Source organism: Pseudoalteromonas sp. N1230-9 (assembly GCF_032716425.1).
In the GTDB taxonomy this organism is placed as follows: Bacteria; Pseudomonadota; Gammaproteobacteria; order Enterobacterales; family Alteromonadaceae; genus Pseudoalteromonas.
In genome coordinates, this window is sequence record NZ_CP090419.1 from 1,015,747 (window position 1) to 1,036,156 (window position 20,410).

Genomic DNA, 20,410 nt, shown 5'->3' on the forward strand with positions numbered 1-20,410 from the left:
AATAAAAATAATTAACCAAGAGAACAATTATGGAAGCAACGGTTGAGTGTGACAACAACACAAAACAAAGCATCTGGCTGCCAATGGTATTGGCCGGCTCGATGTTTTTTATTCTAGGGTGTATAACCTGGCTTAATGGCGCAATTACACCATTTTTACAACAAATGCTTGAGCTATCGCCGTTACAAGCTTCGTTTATTATCTCCTCATTTTATATTGCTGTAACCGTTGCCGGTATTCCATCTGCAATGCTTATAAAACGAGTTGGATATAAAAACGGTATGGCGATTGGTTGCGCTATTATGGCCTTGTCGGCGTTAATGTATATTCCGGCCGCTAAACTGCAAATGATCGAAATCTTTTTGTTTGCTCAGTTAATGATTGGGGTTGGACAAACTGTTTTACAAACTGCTGTTAACCCGTATGTGGTTAAAATGGGCTCTGAAAAGTCAGCCGCAGTGCGTGTTTGTATTATGGGCTTATTAAATAAGTTTGCGGGTGTGATCGTGCCTGTTATTTTTGCCGCTGTGGTTGTAAGTGGTGTAGTGGATGGTGCGGGTAAACTATCGCAAGAACAAAAAGACATGATGGCGAACAGCCTTATCATGCCTTATGTGTTGATTGCTGGTTTAATCATGCTATTTGCGGCATTTGCTAAATTTGCCCCATTACCTGATTTAGTGTTTGATGAAGATGAATCATCAAATGGCAAAGGCGAAATTAAAGAAACTCTTGCACACCCACATTTGGTTTTAGGTGTTGTTGGTATTGCGCTATACGTTGCTGTTGAAGTGATTGCCGCTGATACTATCGGTTCGTACGCGTTGCAAATTGGTGTAGCTGACTACTCAGTGATGACCTCATATACCATGGCGTGTATGTTAATTGGCTATGCAATTGGTATTTTAACTATCCCACGCTTTATGAGCCAGCAAACTGCGTTATTAATGTCGGGTATTGCGGGTATTATCACAGTCTTGTTAGTGGTTATGGGTAGCAACGACTCATTCATCATCTCAAACTTTTTATTAGTGCCATTTGGTGGCCCAGAGCTTCCAGATCCTCTTTTATGTATTGCTTTACTCGGTTTTGCTAATGCTATGGTGTGGCCTGCAATTTGGCCTTTAGCGCTTGCAGGCTTGGGCCGTTTAACTGGCACAGCCTCAGGGTTATTGATCATGGGTATTGCTGGTGGTGCATTAGGTCCTTTATTAATTGGCCTTGGGAACGTGGCTGGCCTTGGTGCACAAGGCGCATACATTGTGATGATCCCAAGCTATGTATTTATCTTATTCTATGCCTTAAAGGGTCATAAGATGAGAAGTTGGAAATAACTTGGTGTAATAATTCAAGTTAGGCAAAGCCGCGGTACGCCCATCACCGCGGCTTTTTTATTTCGTATAGATTATCGTATGGTTATGCTTTTATAAACGCGCCATGCAAGCATAACGCCTACGCAATGGTAGAAATGCCGTTGTAGGCGTGAAATTTATTTCGCGCGATTTGTCTTATAAATTTTGTTCATATAAACGCGCCATGCAAGCATAACGCCTACTCAATGGTAGAAGCGCTATCGTGGGCGTGAAATTTATTTCGTGCGAATTTATTCCACAAAAAAGCCGTGGGATTTTCATCACACGGCTTTTAAACTTTCGCTAAGTCGTTTTATTAGAACGAGTAGCTGTAACCTAGTTGTAGGGTACGTGGTTTACCTGTTTGAATACCACCATGAGCGCGGTTTGCAACGTAAGTCTTATCAAACAAGTTATCTACAGTTAGATATACTTTTTGTTTGTCGTCGATAAGGTATTTAGCTGCTAAATCCCATACTACACGGCTGTCGATTGCATTGCGGCCTGAGTCTGATAGATCTGCATGCGCATCTGAAACATAGCGCATTTGCGTATCGAATACGAAGCTTGAGAATGCAGCACCAACAGAAAGGGCTAGCTGGTTTTCAGGCACGTATGGCATTTCATCACCGTTTGTTACACTTCCCCATAGGTCAGATTCAAAATCGTTTTCGAACTCAGAGTCTGTGTATGTGTATGTTAAGCGAACAGGGAATGATGCTGCATTGCTTGTAAATACTTTACCCGCGCTTAGCTCAAAACCAGATACTGATACTTCACCATAGTTGTATTGGTCGCCAATGTTGTCATCGCTACAACCTACAGCTGCAGTACAGTTACCATGCATGTTGCTGTAGTCAGAGTTAAAGTAAATGACTTCACCAGTAATACCAGCGTAATCATAACGACCACCAAGCTCAATATTTACACTCTCTTCTTCTTCTTGGTCAGCGTTACCAGGCGCTGCTGGAGCGTAACCTTTTTGAATACCAGCAAGCAGCGTAAGGTTGTCGTTTAATGTATAAGTTGCGCCAAGTGAAGGCACTAAAATATCGCTGTCGTTGCTGATATCTTTTGTTAGGCCATTAGAGCGTGTTGGATCAGACTTAGACCACTCTTCACGTGTAATCGTAATATCTTCGTAGCGTAGGCCAGCATTAATGATTAATGCGTCAAGAGTCCATTGATCTTGGATAAAAAATGTTGTCGCCTCAGCGCTATCTACGCGGTTACTATCAGAACCACGTACGCCTCTTTCAGTTAGCGTCATTGAAAGGTCTTGATTTAGCGTGTATGTGTCTTGCCACTGAAAGCGGTCCATCTCGTCTTCATGGTAACGAGCGCCAACAGTAATGTAGTGGTTACCTGCTGGAATGTGGAATTCAGTTTGTAAGCCTTTTGCTTGGTAGTCACGGTTATTCGCTTTTACGCCAATGCCTTCGATACCTTCGCTTGTTGGGTTTGCTTCAAACTCGCTGTATTGCTCAAGGTAGCTTGTACCCACTTTACTTGCTTTATACCAGTTACGGTGAAAGTCGTTTACATAAGCCGTAGCCAGTAGTTCGTAACCGTCACCAAAACGATATGCATAGTTTAGTTGATACGCATTGTGGCGTGTATTCATTTCATCGTTTTGTGATGCTGCATAACGACGGTATGGACTTTCTTTGTAATCTGCATCTGTTAAGCCCATATATGTTTCATCAGAGCGCTCATCAGAATACTTTAGTTTCATTTCTAGGCTGTGGGCTTCGTTGTCGCCAAAATCAAAACCAAATTTTAATAGTAAGTCATTTTTCTCAAAGCCAGTGTTGTCACTGCCAACAGGTAGATCTTTAAAGCCATCAGCACCATAAGAGAAAACTTCAACTAAGCCAGCGGCATTGTTTTTCTTTTTACCGTAGTAAGCGTGGCCTTTATAAAAACCATCACTACCAAGCTCGGCATTAAACAATCCTTTAGAGCCTTCTGTTGGTAAACTACGAGAAACTAAGTTTAAAACACCACCTGTTGTACGAGGACCATATTTAACAGAGGCTGCACCTTTTAGTACTTCGATAGACTCCATACGACCCATAGTAGGGAAGTAATAAGCTGAAGGGGCAGAATATGGAGCAGGGGCTACAAGTACGCCGTCTTCCATTACAGATATTTTATCATTACGAGAAGTGCCCGTGCCGCGCATGCCAATATTTGGGCGAAGGCCATAGCCATCTTCCTCTTGTACATAAACGCCAGGTACTGAGCTTAATACACGTGAGATGTCAGTGTATTCAAACTTTTCTAGCTCTTGCTCGCTAATAAACGTTGCTGAACCTGGAATATCATTAATAGCCGCAGCTGAGCCAATTACAGTAATTTGCTCAAAGCTTTTTTCTTCTTTTGTTGCATCTTTTGCAAGTGCATTAGCGCTTAATGATAACGCGATTGCAGTCGAAAGTGCTGAAACAATAAACTTAGATGTCATTGTGTGTCCTGTCTGTGCTTGGTTTTGAAACGCTGTAATTTAAACATGGAAAATAATACGAATCAATCCTATTTGTACTAAAATAGGTACTAATGATTAAGTTTTTGATATAAAAGAGTAAAATGGCTTTATAGTAGTATTGTAATACTATACTTTAGCTAGTGTTTTAGGGTGGTTTTACAGGTGGCTTTTAAGTTTTTTGTACAGGAAAGTGCAATAACTTAATGGTTGATATCAATATACAGTTTTAACCATGCACGATATTTTGGCTTTTTTTGTGTCGCAAATACTGTTTTTATCCTGATTCAACCTTAGGTTAAGCGTAAGGCTATAAACTCAGCGAGTTTATCTACTGCGTTACCAGCTTCATCAGCACGTTTTATTAAACTAATACCGATTTGACCCAGTTCAGGGAGGTCTTTGGTTTGCAGTTGGTAGCTTAGCTCATTGGGTACGGTACTTTTTGCGAGCACCGTAATGCCTAAGCCTTCTTTTAAAGCGGCAGTTAGGCCTGTTAAGTCGGCATTACTGTAAGCTATGCGGTATTTAATACCCGCACTTTGTAGTGCTTCGATTGCACGGCGGCGATAAATACACCCTTCAGGGGCGGTTACAAGCGTTACCACATCATTTTGGGCAAGATTTAAATCACCCACCCAAACTAGTTGGTCTTGCATAAAAATAGGGAACTTGGCTGATTCGAGCTCTTCGTTTAATGCCAGTACTAAATCGAATTGATCTTGGCGCGAGACCGACAATAAATGCTTACTCAATCGCGAGCGCACTTCGAGCGATACGTCAGGGTAGAGGGCAACAAAGTCACCAATGATCGAGGGGAGAATACGTGCAGCAAATTCACTTGGGATCCCTAAGCGCACTTTACCGGTGACGTTTTCGCTGGTGAACTGCTGTAAAATGGCATCGTTTTGTTGCAGCATTTGTTTAGCTAATGGCATGAGCAATTCGCCATACTGGTTAAGCACTTGGCGCTGCCCTTGTTTTTTAAACAGCTTGTGGCCAAGCATGTCTTCTAGGCGCTTTATTTGTAAGCTCACAGCTGGTTGTGATAGCCCTAATAACTCACCCGCTTTGGCAAAGCCGCCTACTTCAACAACGGTGACTAGGGTACGTAAACTGTCGGTAGAAATATTTTTCATAAAAAAAATCTATTTATAGGGCTATATATATAAGCATTATTTATCAATTGATAAATAATTACAATTTGTTGTTGTATGCACGGCGCAATATACTTCAAGCATTAACGATTGATAGGTGTCACATATGACTTTTACGCCAATAATGTTTGCTCGCCACAGCCAAGCTGAGACCCCAGCAGACAACGTGCTACAAGCAAATAACGATACTGCCATTATGGACTTTAGTGGCACTGAAGCAATCCCATTTTTAACGGCTATTTTAGGTCTTGATATTAATAAGCTAACCGCCAGCGGTTTAGGCTTACGTAGTTCATTAGACGATGACCTAACAAGCAGCTACGCTTACGCCCTGTACTACTTTAATGAAACCGCATTTCGTTTTGTGCTAGGTAAAGATGCCAGCGTGCAATTACAGTCGCTTATTAATGAGCAACAACTACGTTACGACATTGATTATGTAATGCGTGACGACTTAAGCGCGTTAACCTTAAGTGGTGAGCAAGCGTTTGATGCCTTGGTCGACAGCTTTAAACTTACGCCAGGGCTGCGTTTATCAGACATGCGCAGTTGCTATGGTGCACAAAGCGGTGAAGTATTTATAACCGCTATAGACAACCAAGCAACACAGCAATTTCAGCTGGTGGCGCGCCAAGCAGAGCTTGATAAATGGCAAACGCACTTACAGCAGCTCGGCTTTGATTTAGCCTTAGCCAACGTTGCTTAAAATAGAAAGTTTTTAAAACAGCTATACACTTGGGTGTTTAGCTGTTTTTTAGTTACAAAATCGCAATTTGGGTGTGACAACTGTGCAACTAATGTATAATCGCCGCCCATGTTATTCCCCCTCATTAAATTGAGGCCACGCCCCACAACTTGTGGGTTAATTTAAAAGTGAAGGAATATTATGACTTCTAAAACAGTTTTACATGCTAAGCACCTAGAAGCTGGCGCAAAAATGGTTGATTTTCACGGCTGGGAAATGCCAATCAACTACGGCTCACAAATCGAAGAGCATAATGCGGTTCGCACAGATGCAGGTATGTTTGACGTATCTCACATGACAATTGTTGATGTTCAAGGCGAGCAAGCACAAGCGTTCTTACGTAAGCTAGTTGCAAACGACGTTGCTAAGTTAACTGTACCGGGTAAAGCACTTTACACAGGTATGCTTAACGAAGAAGGCGGCGTAATCGACGACCTTATCATCTACTTCTTCTCAGAAACTGACTACCGTTTAGTTGTTAACTCAGCGACACGCGAAAAAGATTTAGCGCATTTAGCTAAAGTGTCGGCTGATTTCGCCGTAACAGTTACTGAGCGTCCTGAGTTTGCAATGATTGCCGTTCAAGGCCCTAATGCACGTGCTAAAACAGCAACAGTACTTAACGCAGAGCAACAAGCTGCTGTTGAAGGTATGAAGCCTTTCTTTGGTGTGCAAGCAGGTGATTTATTTATTGCGACAACAGGCTATACTGGCGAAGATGGTTATGAAATCGTAGTACCTAACGATCAAGCTGCTGATTTATGGCAACAACTTCTAGACGCAGGCGTAGCGCCAGCTGGTCTAGGTGCGCGTGATACATTACGCCTTGAAGCAGGTATGAACCTTTACGGCCTAGATATGGACGAAAGCGTTTCTCCACTTGCTGCAAACATGGCGTGGACAATCGCATGGGAGCCAGAAGATCGTAAGTTTATCGGTCGTGAAGTATTAGAGCAGCAACGCGCTGACAAGAGCACAGACAAACTAGTTGGTTTAGTGCTTGAAGAAAAAGGCGTATTGCGTAGCGGTTTAAAAGTCATCGTTGAAGGTGGTGAAGGGGTGATTACCTCTGGTACATTCTCACCAACGCTTGGTCACAGTGTTGCGCTAGCACGCGTTCCGCGTTCAACTGGCGAAACAGCCCAAGTAGAGATGCGTAAAAAACTGGTTAACGTTAAGGTTGTTAAACCTTGCTTTGTACGTAACGGCAAATCAGTTATCTAAACTATAAAAATTTGGTGTTATCACCTAATAATGCCAATCATGTTGAGTTGTTAGCATGATTGGTAACAGAACCAAAGGAACAAAAAGATGAGCAATATCCCAAGCGAATTAAAATATGCTACTTCACACGAGTGGGTTCGCGACGAAGGTGACGGTACGTTTACTGTAGGTATCACTGAGCACGCACAAGAACTTCTTGGCGACATGGTATTTGTTGAATTACCAGAAGTTGGTGATGAAGTTGACGCGGGTGAAGACTGCGCAGTAGCTGAGTCTGTAAAAGCAGCATCAGACATCTACGCACCAATCGGCGGTGAAATCGTTGCAATCAACGAAGATCTTGAAGATTCGCCTGAAACAGTAAATAACGACCCGTACACTGACGGTTGGTTATTCCGTATCAAAGCATCTGACACATCAGAGCTTGATAACCTGTTAGACGCTGAAGGCTACACTAACACAATCGACGAAGACTAATTAATTAGTCACGCCGACTAAAAGCCCCGTCTAGATACCTAGCTAATCAACTGCCTAGCTTGGGTTTTACTGGGGCTTTTATGATTTTATAGCTTACGTTTCCATACGCTGTAAGTTACTAAATCAACACGTTTTTAAGTTATTGCCAGTTACCCATTGGCAGTAACCACTTTTTTTTGGATCATAGGAATCTGGACAAATGTCAAACGCCAAATCTCTTGAACAATTAGAGCAAAAGCAAGATTTTATTCGCCGTCACATTGGGCCAAGCCCAGCGCAAGTAAGCGACATGCTGAGCGCTCTTGGAGTATCGAGTGTTGAAGAGCTGATCGGTCAAACGGTACCTGCAAGCATTCGCTTAGAGCAAGGTTTATCAATTGGCGAAAGCCGCACTGAAGTTGAAACACTAAGCTACTTAAAATCAGTAGCAAGCAAAAATAAAGTGTTCAAATCATACATCGGTCAAGGCTACCACCCAACTCACGTACCACACGTAATTTTACGTAACGTGCTTGAGAACCCAGGCTGGTACACTGCGTATACACCATATCAACCAGAGATTGCACAAGGTCGTTTAGAATCATTATTAAACTTCCAGACTATGACCCTAGACCTAACGGGTCTTGATTTAGCAAGCGCGTCATTACTTGACGAGTCAACGGCTGCGGCAGAAGCAATGGGCCTTGCAAAGCGTGTTGCAAAGTCTAAAGCGAATGCATTCTTCATTGCTGATGACGTACACACTCAAACAATCGACGTTGTTGCAACACGTGCAGAGCAGTTCGGTTTTGACGTTATTGTTGGTAAAGCAGCTGAAGCACTAGACCACGACATTTTTGGTGCATTATTCCAATACCCATCAACAACGGGTGAAATCACTGATGTAACAGATTTAATCGCTGGCGTACAAAGCAAAAAAGCGATTGCCTGTGTTGCTGCAGACATCATGAGCTTATTACTGCTTAAAGCACCAGGTAAACTAGGTGCAGACGTAGTGCTTGGTTCAGCACAGCGTTTTGGTGTACCTATGGGTTACGGTGGTCCACACGCTGCATTCTTCGCAACACGCGACAAGTACAAGCGTTCACTACCAGGTCGTATTATTGGTGTTTCTAAAGACCGTTTAGGTAACGACGCACTGCGTATGGCAATGCAAACACGTGAACAACACATTCGTCGTGAAAAAGCCAACTCAAACATCTGTACAGCGCAAGTACTACTAGCGAACATGGCAGCGTTCTACGCGGTTTACCACGGTCCACAAGGCCTTAAAACGATTGCTGAGCGTATCCACCGTTTTGCAGACATCTTAGCGGCAGGCTTAAAAGCGAAAGGCGTAAACCTTAAGCACGACACATGGTTCGATACACTGACTGTTGTTGCAGATAACAAAGACGAAATCGTTGCACGTGCAGTAGAGCACGGCGTTAACTTTGCCTCTAACCGCGCAGGTGAATATTCAATTTCTGTATCAGAAACAACAACGCGTGCAGACGTAGCAGAGCTATTCGACATCATCTTAGGTGAAGACCACGGTCTGAGCGTTGACGCACTTGCAAACGAAATCGAAGTAAACGGCAGCAACTCTATTCCTGCAAGCCTAGTACGCGATGACGAAATTTTAACGCACCCTAACTTCAACTCGTACCACAGCGAGACTGAAATGTTACGTTATATAAAGCGCCTAGAGAACAAAGACTTAGCGCTTAACCACTCAATGATCTCATTAGGTTCATGTACAATGAAACTTAATGCGACAGCTGAGATGATCCCAATCACTTGGCCTGAGTTTGCAAACCTACACCCATTCTGCCCACTTGATCAGGCAGCGGGTTACCAAATCATGATGACAGAACTACATGATTGGTTAGTAAACATCACAGGTTACGATGCAGTTTCACTACAACCTAACTCAGGTGCACAAGGTGAGTACGCAGGCTTAATCGCTATTCGTAAATACCACGAGTCACGCGGTGAAGGTCACCGTAACGTATGTTTGATCCCAAGTTCAGCGCACGGTACAAACCCTGCGTCTGCACAAATGGCAAGCATGAAAATCGTGGTTGTTGACTGTGATAAAAACGGTAACGTTGATATGGCAGACCTTAAAGCGAAAGCCGAAGAGGTATCTGAAAACCTATCTTGTATCATGATCACTTACCCATCTACACACGGTGTTTACGAAGAAACAATTCGTGAAATCTGTGACATCGTGCACCAGCACGGCGGTCAAGTGTACATGGATGGCGCAAACATGAACGCGCAAGTAGGTGTTACAAGCCCAGGTTCAATTGGTTCTGACGTATCGCACCTTAACCTACACAAAACATTCTGTATTCCACACGGTGGTGGTGGTCCAGGTGTTGGCCCTATCGGTGTTAAATCTCACCTAGCGCCATTTATGCCTAACCACAGCGTGATTAATGTAGCTGGCACAAACATCGGTAACGGTGCGGTTTCTGCTGCTCCTTACGGCTCAGCAGCTATTTTACCAATTTCGTGGGCATACATTGCCATGATGGGCTCTGAAGGTTTAAAACAAGCAACAGAAATGGCTATCGTGAACGCTAACTACTTATCTGAGAAGCTAAGCGAGCACTACCCAATTTTATACCGTGGCCGTAACAACCGCGTTGCGCACGAGTGTATTGTTGACCTACGCCCACTTAAAGAGCAAACAGGTATCTCTGAAATGGACGTAGCTAAACGTCTACAAGACTACGGCTTCCATTCACCAACTATGTCATTCCCAGTAGCTGGCACACTCATGATTGAGCCAACTGAGTCTGAATCTAAAGTTGAGATCGACCGTTTCATCGAAGCAATGGTGTCAATCAAGTCAGAAATCGACCGTATCGCATCTGGCGAATGGTCAATTGAAAACAACCCGCTCGTGTTTGCACCGCACACACAAGCAGACGTACTAGGCAATGAGTGGAACCGTGCATACGACCGTTTCTACGCAGCATTCCCAGTACCAAGCGTAGCAAAAGACAAATTCTGGCCTACAGTAACGCGTATCGATGACGTATACGGCGACCGTAACCTAGTTTGTTCATGCCCAGCGGTTGAGACATACCGTGACTAAGGTTTGATTAAATTCAAATGCCAAAAAGCCGTTGCAGCAATGTAACGGCTTTTTTGTGTCTTGGGGAAAGTTAGCGAGTTGCAAGGGGGAAAGAGTAAAGAAGCTTTAAGCCATAAGTTTTAAGTTAGATTTTGCCTGCACATTGCAACGGTTAAACCCGATACCGTAGGCGTGAAATTCATTTCGCGCGCAATGTTGTTTGTAGGAGTTGGCTTTTGCCGTGACTATTTCGACATTAAAAACCTTATTCAAGGTTTGTCGCGCTGGCGACGGCAGCCAAAGAGGGGTTGCCACAGACTCCTAACTGGACTCTCCCAGTCACCCGAGCATCACGCTATTTCCTTCAAAACACAATTGATATGAATGAAAACGGCTAAGATAGGCCATCCATGGCTAGTTTCGCCCAATCGCGCATCCATGCGCGATATTACTCTCAATTGCTTATTTTCAGGGCGTGATGATGGGGGAGGGTGTTAAACGTGAGATTAGTGTTTGGTCTTGGTAAAATTCAAGACCTGACCTCTAGATTTCTTTTACTCTTACTTTATGTTGATTGCACCACTTAAGCATAATGACAAATGGTAGCGCTTAGAAAGCGCTCTTTGTTCATCAACATACCCTAATCAAAAATAGTAATTTGGTGCTGTTCGCGTGTTAAATTAGGTTTTGATTAATGGCTTTTATAACGGCCTGAGTACGGTCTTTTACGTCTAATTTAGCAAGGATTTGTGACACATGATTACGAATAGTTCCCTCAGAGTTATCTAATTTTTCGGCAATCACTTTGTTCGACATACCTAAAGACAAACACTGCAATACAGTTTGTTCTTTGTCCGTTAAGCAGAGCTGAGGGCTTAGTTGCTTTTTGAGTAAAAAATCAGTCACCGCACTTTGCAATACTCGCTCACCTGCAACGACCTGCTTTATAGCGCGAATGAGTTCTTCAAGTTCAATGTTTTTAAGCACATACCCACGTGCACCTAGATTAAGGGCTTTGACTAATACATCACAATCTTCAAATGTGGTAATGATTAGCACGGGGGTTTTATCACCCTTCTCGCGCATTTTTTGCAGCACGCCGAGCCCGTCTAAATTCGGTATTCTCATATCGAGTAAAGCAATGTCAAAACTATGCTCAGCTAATAGTGCAAGCGCTTGCAAGCCATCTTCAGCTTGGGCTTCTATATTAATGGCGCTATCGAGGTTAAGTAAATTAGCGAGGCCTAAACGAACTAAGGTCTGATCTTCAACTAGTAGGCACTTTATCATGGCTTTTGTCTTCTAAATTTAGTGGTAATGTCATGGTATTGATCAGTGTTTCTTGTTCAAGATGTTGTGAAAATTCACCGCCAAATTGTGCCATTCGCTCATTTAATCCTGCTAATCCGTTCCCTTGCTTTGGTAAATGGGTCTCTGGTTGATTGTGATACGCTTTTGCAATTAACAGCGGGTGTTGGCTAATGTGGGTGACATTCACATGCAAAGTAAAATGGTTTGCTTGGGTATGTTTAAGGGTGTTGCTGATCATCTCTTGGGTAAACCGTAATATACACAGGGTGTAGTCTTGAGAGAGCTGCTCTGTCTCCTCACTTAGTTGGAGATCACAGTGTAAATTAGGTGTTAGTTCGCAAATAGCCTCAAGAGCCTGCTTAAGTATCGTTTTGTCATTGCGTTGAGTGGAAACGATTTCGCGTACTTCTGCCAATATTTCTTGGCTAAGTTGGTGGCAAAGAGACAGAGTTTCAACGGTGGCTTCATTTGCTGCCCTTTTAGCAAAATCTAAATTAATGCTGAGTGCGGTAAGCTTATGGCCGAGTGAGTCATGGAGCTCGCGTGATATACTTTGTCGCTCTTGCGCTGCATGCATCGCCCCCATCATGTGTTGGGTGGCTTTTAACTCTTTGTAGTTTTGGCGGGATTGGTAATGTGTATTTAAACTTTCGACAATACGCCGGCTAACAAACCAATTCATCAAGCAAAAGAAGAACCAAATTGTAAACGTGATCCAAGGAATGCCATTTTCCCAGCGCGAATAATGCGTTAAACCATACACCAGCATGGCGGCCACAACACAAGCCAGTATTTTAGGAAGCGAAAAATGAGGACTAAAAACCGCTGTGAACATCACTAGGTGGATAAAAACTAAGGACGTTGAACTCAGTTGTATCATGGTCAAAATAAGCAGGAAGTAGCCAAGCGCTACGCCATGAACAAATTTGTTGGGCTGCTTTAACACATACAGCAAAATGGCTAAAATGGAACCACTTACTATGATTTGCAAATATAGTGCTAATTCTGAGTTTGCATAATAGGCACACGCCGATGTCACCCCAAGCCACGATGCCAATGTTGAGAAATGCCAATCGGTTGTATGTCGTATAGTTGATTCCATTACTGCGGCCATCTTTTTTTAGCAATTATTGCAGAACTCGCGTTGTAAAAACAGTGACATCTGTCATAGCCCAAGCTATGAGCTTTGTGACTAGTGTCATTAAGCCCCATTCATTTATGCTTTATTAATAAAAATTAGTTGGGCACATTAATGAATAAAGACAGTCGATTACATTACATTGATAATTTACGCAGCCTCGCGCTATTGCTCGGCATTGTATTTCATGCCGCTTTAGCCTATAGCCCGTTTTTTAGTAATATTTGGTTTACGGCAGACCCAAGCACACATGGCCTTTTTGATTATATTACGCATACGCTGCACTTATTTCGGATGCCTTTATTTTTTATTATTGCAGGGTTTTGCAGTGCGTTATTAATAGTTAAATCGAGCAACACGCGATTTTTACGCCATCGCAGTCAACATATATTTCTGCCTTTTATTGTATTTTTACCGTTAAGCTTTGCTATTTACTACCACGCATTGAGTTTTGGTGCCGATATAGCCAATCCAACACCGCCAATTTTTGCTGTGTTTCAAGTCATTAAAGAGCCTGTTGTTAGCACTATGCACTTATGGTTTTTGTGGAATTTATATCAGTTTTGCTTAATTCATTGGTTGTTGAAAGCAACTAACTTATTTGGTAATAAATTCGATGGGCTTAGCGTTCACCCTTTATTTATGTGGGTTGTGCTTCCCATCGTGTTAACACTTTCTTTGATGGGGCAATCTATTCCATTTCCTGCTCCCGATAAACTCACGCCACAGTTGTGGTCGTATGGTTTTTACGGCAGTTTTTATTGCTTAGGAGTGGGGCTTTATAAAAAACAACAACTCATTTCGTTATATCATAGGTACTTATGGCCTCTAATTTTGGGTGCTGCAATATCACTGACTGGTTATTTTTCTCTATTACCAGCCGCACCAAGCTTAGATGAAGTGATTGCTGCCGCAACTACGGGTTATTTTGCCGCGGCGGGAGAGCTATATGTATTGCATGTTTTATCACAAGGATTGAGTGTTATTTTGTTAACCGCCATAACGTTTTTACTTGGGCATCGCTTTTTAAATCACAAAAGTAAGCTCAGTCGCAGCATATCAAATGCATCATATTGGGTTTATTTAATACATGTGCCAGTGCTGATTTATATTCAGATGCTATTGATTAATACTAATTTACCAGTTTTAGTAAAGTTTATAGTTAGCGTGGCTGTTACATTACTTATAGGTCAAATAAGTTATTTATTATTAATTAGAAATACATGGTTGGGCGCACTGCTTAACGGTAGGCAAACCAAGAGAAAGATAATACAGTCAGCTTAAATATCGTCACGAGGTAATGACTTAAAATCAGCAAAGCTGACACATTAAGAGCTACATAAAGGGATACCATTATGCATGCAATAACAATCAAATCGACAATCGCCACGATTCAACAAGGGGCAATCAAAGCCGACGGCAGGTTTTGGCTAACCAACACCGATATTCATTTTGCACCGTTTAATGCACAATTTGGGTTAGGTCCTTATACGTTTGCACGGCGTGAAATTGTAAAAGTGAGTAAGTGCACTGGTAAAGTTGCGGGTATTTTGTCTTATACACGTGATGCAATTGAAATCGTATTAGTAGATGGTAATAAATATCAATTCATTGTGTCGAATCCAATTGAGTGGATTAAATTAATTAACCAATAGTTTGAAGCACAAACGCTTGTAGTTCATAAAAGTAACTATTGTTTTAATGTACCTAATAATGCACGGTAAAACATGTCACTATTTTATTGGGAATATAGTAAGCACATGGATTTGATAAAAACGCTTTTGCTCAAGCTCCATTTAGGTAAAAAAGCCTACCCCCATCGTTTTAGGGAAAACTATCAAACAACAATAACGTGGTAGCTAAGTCGCTTGAGTTATATTGTTTTTCGCCTGATGTATATTTCGACGATATCAGTGAGTTGAGAAAGACAATTGTTTTATTGAACCTGTAGATGATGTAAGCCCTGTTGATGCATTGGTGGGAGGCAGAGTAGTGCAAGTGCCGTTTTTTGGAACACCATGGGTCAGGCCTTTCTTTTGTCTGACCTTTTCACCAAGTCAAAACCAATACTATGCTGTTAGCACCTAGCACCTAGCACCTAGCACCTAGCACCTAGCACCTAGCACCTACAACTGATCTTTCATATACTGCAATTGTTTTTTGTGGCGTCTTTTATGCCTTTTTATAACAAGCGCACTTGTTTTAAGCTGCTTACTAAAAAATAACACCGCTAGTAATAAATTAAGAAAAAGAAAAAAGCTTGATACTTTTAAGGCATTAATAGATTGAGCATGAAGGTCAGCGAATAAAGTCATAAACAATGTGTAAAGTGAGATTAAAATCGCTGTGAGAACTAGCCCTTTAAAAACTTTTATGACCCATGTTTTCCCGATAGATAAAAGTACACCTAGTGTTATACATGCAAATGTTCCAGTGAAGAAAACTATTACTCTAGGAGTTAAATCGTTAATAGATTCATAAGGCCAAAGAACCATTAATACTAAAAATGCAACCGATGAGTAGCTAACAACGCTAGCAACTATAGAGATAGCGCGAGTTAAAATATATTTTAACTCAGGGATGGAGTCACTTAAGGGGAGATCTTCAGCTTTCACTTTTTAAGCTCTCATTTACCAATTGCAATTCCTTTAATTTCATCATTGTGCGCTCTTAGGTTCAATATGTATTTTTAACTTCAAGCAATGAGTTGGTAGTTTTATTGTTGGTGAAATTAACTGTATTAATGGCAGGGCATGACCTTTCCCCCAAAACTAAACTGATTTATAGTAATTGATACAACTTAGAGCTCTTTGAGCGCGACAATGAAGTTGCTATCACTCATTACCTGTGTTTATATAAATTTTAAATACCTAGTTTTTTCAGGTCTATTTTAATTTAGTTCAGGAAAGTACAATTATAATTAAATGGAGTTTATTTTATATGGAAGTTCATTTCTATCCTGGTCAACACCTTTTAATTGTTAAGAAGAATGGCATTAAATTTGCCGAATTCGAAGCAATGGGGGGTCCTTCAAAAGTTGGTAATGACCCTTATATGGCCGAAGAGCCAACTACTGCTGGGCATTTTATTATCGATAAAACTGAAGCCTATCGAACGCCAACGTGGCCTATGTCAAAATTATCGTGGGGGACAAAGCTCAGGGATATGCCGTCAAAAGGAGACATCTGGTACGCCTTACCTAGCGGTAAGTGGGGAAGTTTAAATCAGTTATATAATACGCCTGTTCGAAGCGCCATAATGGAAATGCATAAAGAGCTATATGGTAAAGCTATTGTACCTGAAAGTTGGGTTTTTAATGATTTTGGCCCCACAGCTATTCGTTGGTTTAAAGATCTTAATGGTAATAAAGTACTTGATGGGAATGAGCGTCTTTCAGGGCAGATGTTTCATACAACGCCAGAAAATGAAGCAGAGGAAGCGACAGGTTCAACAATTCGGTTAGTACCTTCACACGGTTGTATTCATCTAAAACCCAACGATAGAGATCGCTTGTTCACCCTAGGCGCTTTTAAACGAGGCACATCCTTTACGGTACATAAATATCATGAACGTTATAAACCTAATTAGTAGAAATATCTGCACTTTATTAATATTTTTGAGTACTTGCTTTTTTAGCTCTTACCTTTTTGCCTCGGCTTCGCATTTGTTACCGAATGACATTAAAGTACCTAATGATCTCGATAGTATTAACACAACTTTTGAGTCAAATGATGGCTGGTTTATTGGCGGTTATAAAATAATAGATGAGAGTAATGCAGCTGTTGTAGTTTTTGTTCCTAACGATGAAAGTGCAATAAAATACTGGTCTTTGGACACAGGATATGTTTCTCAGTTTTTTAAGGTTAATGATAGCTTTTATGTTCTAAGTTCTGCCGGAGAGGCTTTAAAAATAGAGAAAGACAGGCTTGTTGCAACTAGTTACAAGGTTAAACCAAAATCGACTTTAATCGTTGAGGAACCTTATTTAATTGCTTGTCATCCCAGAGGGTGGGCCAAGCTTAGCTCTGTGAATACCGGTAGTTGTTACAGGTTAGATGGGGTTTGGGATATTGATTTATCTTGGACTCATATAGGTACCCCACCAAAACTGTGCGATGGAAACTTAAAAGTATTAATAACAACTAACAAAAGTTGGAGTGTAGTTTCTATTGATCTCGAAACAGGGGAAACCCTACAAAGCAGAAAAGTAGCCAAACCTAAAAGTGATGTATCATTATGTGAGCTTTAAAAGTAGCCAATCAAACAAAGTTTTATTTTGGGAAGCACCGTAATGTTGAAAATAAAAGCAATTTTTATTTCTCTCGTTGTTTTGGTTAGTTGCTCTAGTGTTGCCACAACTAAAAAGGAAAGTGATGCGTTGCTGGAGTTTGCTAGCGCAAATTGCTTGTTTTGGTATTTTAAGGCAAATGAAATTCCAACTAAAGATATTCAAACTATATCTGGTGGAATCGTAGAAAAGAGTCGTTATTCTGCTGACAAATTCCAACAGGTTGCTCTATTGGTTAAAGGTTACACTCCAAAAATAAAAACAAAACATGAGGTAGATTTGCACTTAGCTAGATGCTTCATGCTACGAGAAGATCATGAATTTTTGAAAGAAATTAAAAAAATTAGTGACTCTTAATAAGTTTATTTAAAAAGACAATTTGTTTTTAATAAAGCCCTATCTTTTTAGAGCTTTTATCTTTTACTTAAACAGACTAGCAGCTGATTAAAGCTCAGTGCCTTATAAAAAGTTTGCTATGAGAAGTAAGCTCGCAAGTACTTTATCGCAAAAAAATCGATAATGAGGGTTTTTCCATGAATTCTAAAACATTGGCACTATCTCTTGCTATTTTTAGCTGTTTAGCTTGTTCTCAGGAGTCGAGTTTAGAGAGAATTGGTAATAATCAACCGATTCAGGTAATTAAGGGTCAGTTAAATAACGAAGCTGTTACTTATTTGCGCTATAACACTGAGGTACAACCTTGTATTACACTAAAATTGGACAGTGTGGATAAACAAAAGCAGCTATGTATTTTTACCGATCAACAAGGGAATACTGTTGATGTAAGAACAGATGTTGCTGGAGTTGACTATTTATCCCCCGCCTTTTCTGAAAGTGCCTTCACAGTAACTTTAGATCTATTTAGCTATTACTTAGATTGCAAAATTACCCTTACAAATAAATCAGTAAAAGATCCTGTGTGTCAATTTAGAGATATGGATTAAGAAGATTTATAAATAAAAGTTAATTCTGAGGGCTTTTGTCTAATGATTAGCTTTAAAACCTACCTAGTAGGCAAGTTTCACATATTCATTTAACAGTTTTTGCCAGTGAAAAACCTAATGATTTGTACTTAAAAAACACATAAAAGTTAAATTTATGTAAATATTTCTTGCTTTCGTACCTGTTTGGTCTATGTTTTTGGTCGGAGGTCACTCCTCCAACCTGATAGATAAAATGACAATCAACAGGAACACACATGAAAATAAAAACACTCTCACTAGTGCCAGCTTTAGTGTTGGCAGCGGGTATCAGCCACAGTGCTTTTGCTGCGCAAGGAGTCGCGTTTGTGCACGGTACAGGCCAGCAAAGCGATGCGTATAATGACTATTGGACAGGTAGCTTTGTCGACACGGTTCGTCAAGGTTTACCTAATAGCAGTAATTACACAGTCATTAATTGTGATTTTGAGCAGTATATGTGGGCAGATGCGGCATCTGGCTGTTTAGCGGGGCAGCTTACTACATTTATCAATAATAAAAACATCACCGATTTAACTCTGATCACTTATTCTAATGGCGGTAATGTGGTGCGTTGGATTTTATCTAACCCAACATGGGATAGCCGTTACCCAAATATTATTAGCAAAGTCACGCGTACAATTGCACTGGCTCCTTCAAGTGGTGGCACGCCTTTGGCTGATGCGGTTATTGCAGGTAATTCGTTTGAGCAAAGCTTGGGTTGGCTGTTAGGTTATGGCAACGATGCGGTTAAGCAACAACAGGTATCTTGGATGGCGTCGTATAACGCACAGTGGCTATACGGCACACCGAACCGCCCAAGCTTACCGTCTCGATTCGAAACTGTAGTAGGCAGTGACGTTGAATCAGCGGTATGGGACAGCGACAGTTATTGTGGTGGCTACCAAAATCAAGTGGGTCTTGAAGTAACACAAAACTGGTTAGACAGCTGCTCAGATGGCTTTTTAAATTGCAGTTCTCAGTCGTTAGCTGGGGTGGTGTGGTTTACCGATAAGTCGCGAACTCAAGGTAGCGAGCCTTTGAGCCATCAGCAAAGTCGTCGCAATTGTTTTGGCTTACCAAACATACTTAAAAATCGAATTTAGGAGCTAAGCCATGATTAATAAGTTAACCACACTTTGTGCTGCAATGATGCTTGTAAGCACTGCGTCGTATGCTAATGAGCAAACGGTTTATCAATTTCCTCAGGTGCAATCTTCATCTGCGGTGCAGTTACAAATGCTTGAAAAAGATAGCGTTGAGTATTGGCAAAAGGTTTCGGGCAAAGAGCTTAAGCGCGGTGTGCCACTGTATGTAAACCAAGTTGATAATTTTATTCGTATCGCCCCAAAAGCACGCTTTGATAGTGGTGAGGTGTTTAAACCTGATGATTTACAGCTCGATAAGTTATCAATTAAAGATGCAAACTCGCAGCCGTTATCAGTACAAGCCGTTGCGTCACAACAAAAAATGCAAAATGCTGGATTTAATGACGGTAGTGTAGGGCTTAGGCTTGGTCAGGTAGGTGCTAAGGCAATGTTAAAAACAAGCCAAGCCCTAAACGACAGCGACACTTATTTAGTACATGTAATTGAAAAAGGCTCACGCAACGCCTTACATGCTAAAACACAGTTTAAAGTGAAGGATCAGCAGCAACGTTTAGGCATACAGCTAAGTATGGGTCAAAAGCGCTTTAAAGATAAGCAGGTGAAACTAAGTTTATACAGCCCTGAAGGCGAACAGCTTGATGTGCGTTATGAAAATGGTGAAGCGGTGCTTAAATACCCACTTGAAACCCTAGGTGCCGTAAATGGTTACTATGAACTTGAGGCAAGTGTTAAAGCGGTGGTAAATGGGCAAATAGTGAAACGCTCTATAAAAATGCCGTTTGTACATAGTTCGCAAACCATCACTATGGATAACGCGAAAGTGACAGCACTTGGTAATAACCAATTCCAAGCTCAGGTACCTGTGCAAGTAACCGATGCTGGCCGCTACGCGATTCGCGCAACGTTAACAGGCATGGGCGATAAAGGTAAACGTGTAAAGCTTGCGACGGTTGAGGTTGCAAAGCAGATTAATGGTCAAGATAACTTTATGATGCCGTTTTCTGTGGCTAAAGCTGCCAAAGCACCATTTGAGTTGGTGGATATTGAACTTACCGATCAAACGCGAATGTTAAAGTTTGCAGGAGAATAAAGGCCAAG

The 20,410-nt window shown here is 41.3% G+C and carries 18 protein-coding genes; 13 read left to right on the top strand and 5 right to left on the bottom strand.

Features of this window, described 5'->3' with window-relative positions:
* The first annotated feature begins 29 nt into the window (after window positions 1–29).
* The gene (gene nagP, locus LY624_RS04800; protein ID WP_237119574.1) at window positions 30–1,334 is read left to right on the top strand and encodes an N-acetylglucosamine MFS transporter NagP; all 1,305 of its coding nucleotides are present in this window, start codon (window positions 30–32) and stop codon (window positions 1,332–1,334) included.
* Between the two features lie 334 nt (window positions 1,335–1,668).
* Here nagP and LY624_RS04805 read toward each other — a convergent pair whose 3' ends face one another.
* The gene (locus LY624_RS04805) at window positions 1,669–3,819 is read right to left on the bottom strand and encodes a TonB-dependent receptor family protein (RefSeq protein WP_341803983.1); all 2,151 of its coding nucleotides are present in this window, start codon (window positions 3,817–3,819) and stop codon (window positions 1,669–1,671) included.
* A gap of 311 nt (window positions 3,820–4,130) precedes the next feature.
* Window positions 4,131–4,976 carry a LysR family transcriptional regulator gene (locus LY624_RS04810; RefSeq protein ID WP_237119572.1) on the bottom strand — a complete coding sequence of 282 codons (846 nt, stop codon included), beginning with the start codon at window positions 4,974–4,976 and terminating at the stop codon, window positions 4,131–4,133.
* Between the two features lie 124 nt (window positions 4,977–5,100).
* On the opposite strand from LY624_RS04810, the gene LY624_RS04815 reads away from it, so the two are divergent.
* From LY624_RS04815 to gcvP, 4 genes are all read left to right on the top strand, one after another.
* Window positions 5,101–5,700, top strand: a complete 600-nt coding sequence (locus LY624_RS04815) for a hypothetical protein (protein WP_062570363.1) — start codon at window positions 5,101–5,103, stop codon at window positions 5,698–5,700.
* Between the two features lie 180 nt (window positions 5,701–5,880).
* On the top strand, window positions 5,881–6,963 hold the full coding sequence (gcvT, locus tag LY624_RS04820) for a glycine cleavage system aminomethyltransferase GcvT (protein ID WP_341803984.1): 1,083 nt from the start codon (window positions 5,881–5,883) through the stop codon (window positions 6,961–6,963).
* A gap of 87 nt (window positions 6,964–7,050) precedes the next feature.
* Window positions 7,051–7,440: a glycine cleavage system protein GcvH gene (gcvH, locus tag LY624_RS04825; RefSeq protein WP_341803985.1), complete on the top strand. Its 390-nt coding sequence runs from the start codon at window positions 7,051–7,053 to the stop codon at window positions 7,438–7,440.
* A 199-nt stretch (window positions 7,441–7,639) separates the two neighbouring features.
* Window positions 7,640–10,528: an aminomethyl-transferring glycine dehydrogenase gene (gene gcvP / locus LY624_RS04830; RefSeq protein WP_341803986.1), complete on the top strand. Its 2,889-nt coding sequence runs from the start codon at window positions 7,640–7,642 to the stop codon at window positions 10,526–10,528.
* Window positions 10,529–11,182: 654 nt separating this feature from the next.
* Here gcvP and LY624_RS04835 read toward each other — a convergent pair.
* Together LY624_RS04835 and LY624_RS04840 are read right to left on the bottom strand one after the other, a co-directional pair.
* Window positions 11,183–11,797 (bottom strand): response regulator, encoded by a 615-nt coding sequence (locus tag LY624_RS04835; protein WP_130151114.1) that lies wholly within the window; start codon window positions 11,795–11,797, stop codon window positions 11,183–11,185.
* Window positions 11,775–12,920: a sensor histidine kinase gene (locus LY624_RS04840; RefSeq protein WP_341803987.1), complete on the bottom strand. Its 1,146-nt coding sequence runs from the start codon at window positions 12,918–12,920 to the stop codon at window positions 11,775–11,777. Before LY624_RS04840 ends, LY624_RS04835 begins: the two co-directional genes overlap by 23 nt.
* A 150-nt stretch (window positions 12,921–13,070) precedes the next feature.
* Between LY624_RS04840 and LY624_RS04845 the strand changes: the two genes are divergently transcribed.
* Together LY624_RS04845 and LY624_RS04850 are read left to right on the top strand one after the other, a co-directional pair.
* Window positions 13,071–14,240 (top strand): acyltransferase family protein, encoded by a 1,170-nt coding sequence (locus LY624_RS04845; RefSeq protein WP_341803988.1) that lies wholly within the window; start codon window positions 13,071–13,073, stop codon window positions 14,238–14,240.
* Between the two features lie 71 nt (window positions 14,241–14,311).
* Complete coding sequence (locus LY624_RS04850) at window positions 14,312–14,611, top strand: hypothetical protein (RefSeq protein ID WP_341803989.1); 300 nt, start codon at window positions 14,312–14,314, stop codon at window positions 14,609–14,611.
* A gap of 471 nt (window positions 14,612–15,082) precedes the next feature.
* Here the strand turns inward: LY624_RS04850 and LY624_RS04855 are convergent, their stop codons facing one another.
* The gene (locus LY624_RS04855; protein WP_341803990.1) at window positions 15,083–15,571 is read right to left on the bottom strand and encodes a hypothetical protein; all 489 of its coding nucleotides are present in this window, start codon (window positions 15,569–15,571) and stop codon (window positions 15,083–15,085) included.
* A 325-nt stretch (window positions 15,572–15,896) separates the two neighbouring features.
* On the opposite strand from LY624_RS04855, the gene LY624_RS04860 reads away from it, so the two are divergent.
* From LY624_RS04860 to LY624_RS04885, 6 genes are all read left to right on the top strand, one after another.
* A complete protein-coding gene (locus tag LY624_RS04860; protein WP_341803991.1) occupies window positions 15,897–16,544 on the top strand; it encodes a L,D-transpeptidase family protein in 648 nt (215 codons plus the stop codon).
* A gap of 76 nt (window positions 16,545–16,620) precedes the next feature.
* Window positions 16,621–17,205: a hypothetical protein gene (locus LY624_RS04865; RefSeq protein WP_341803992.1), complete on the top strand. Its 585-nt coding sequence runs from the start codon at window positions 16,621–16,623 to the stop codon at window positions 17,203–17,205.
* Window positions 17,206–17,247: 42 nt separating this feature from the next.
* Window positions 17,248–17,601 carry a hypothetical protein gene (locus LY624_RS04870; RefSeq protein ID WP_341803993.1) on the top strand — a complete coding sequence of 118 codons (354 nt, stop codon included), beginning with the start codon at window positions 17,248–17,250 and terminating at the stop codon, window positions 17,599–17,601.
* Between the two features lie 176 nt (window positions 17,602–17,777).
* Window positions 17,778–18,188 carry a hypothetical protein gene (locus LY624_RS04875; protein ID WP_341803994.1) on the top strand — a complete coding sequence of 137 codons (411 nt, stop codon included), beginning with the start codon at window positions 17,778–17,780 and terminating at the stop codon, window positions 18,186–18,188.
* Between the two features lie 254 nt (window positions 18,189–18,442).
* The gene (locus tag LY624_RS04880; RefSeq protein ID WP_341803995.1) at window positions 18,443–19,309 is read left to right on the top strand and encodes a hypothetical protein; all 867 of its coding nucleotides are present in this window, start codon (window positions 18,443–18,445) and stop codon (window positions 19,307–19,309) included.
* 10 nt (window positions 19,310–19,319) lie between these two features.
* Window positions 19,320–20,402: a DUF4785 domain-containing protein gene (locus LY624_RS04885; RefSeq protein WP_341803996.1), complete on the top strand. Its 1,083-nt coding sequence runs from the start codon at window positions 19,320–19,322 to the stop codon at window positions 20,400–20,402.
* Window positions 20,403–20,410 lie beyond the last annotated feature (8 nt).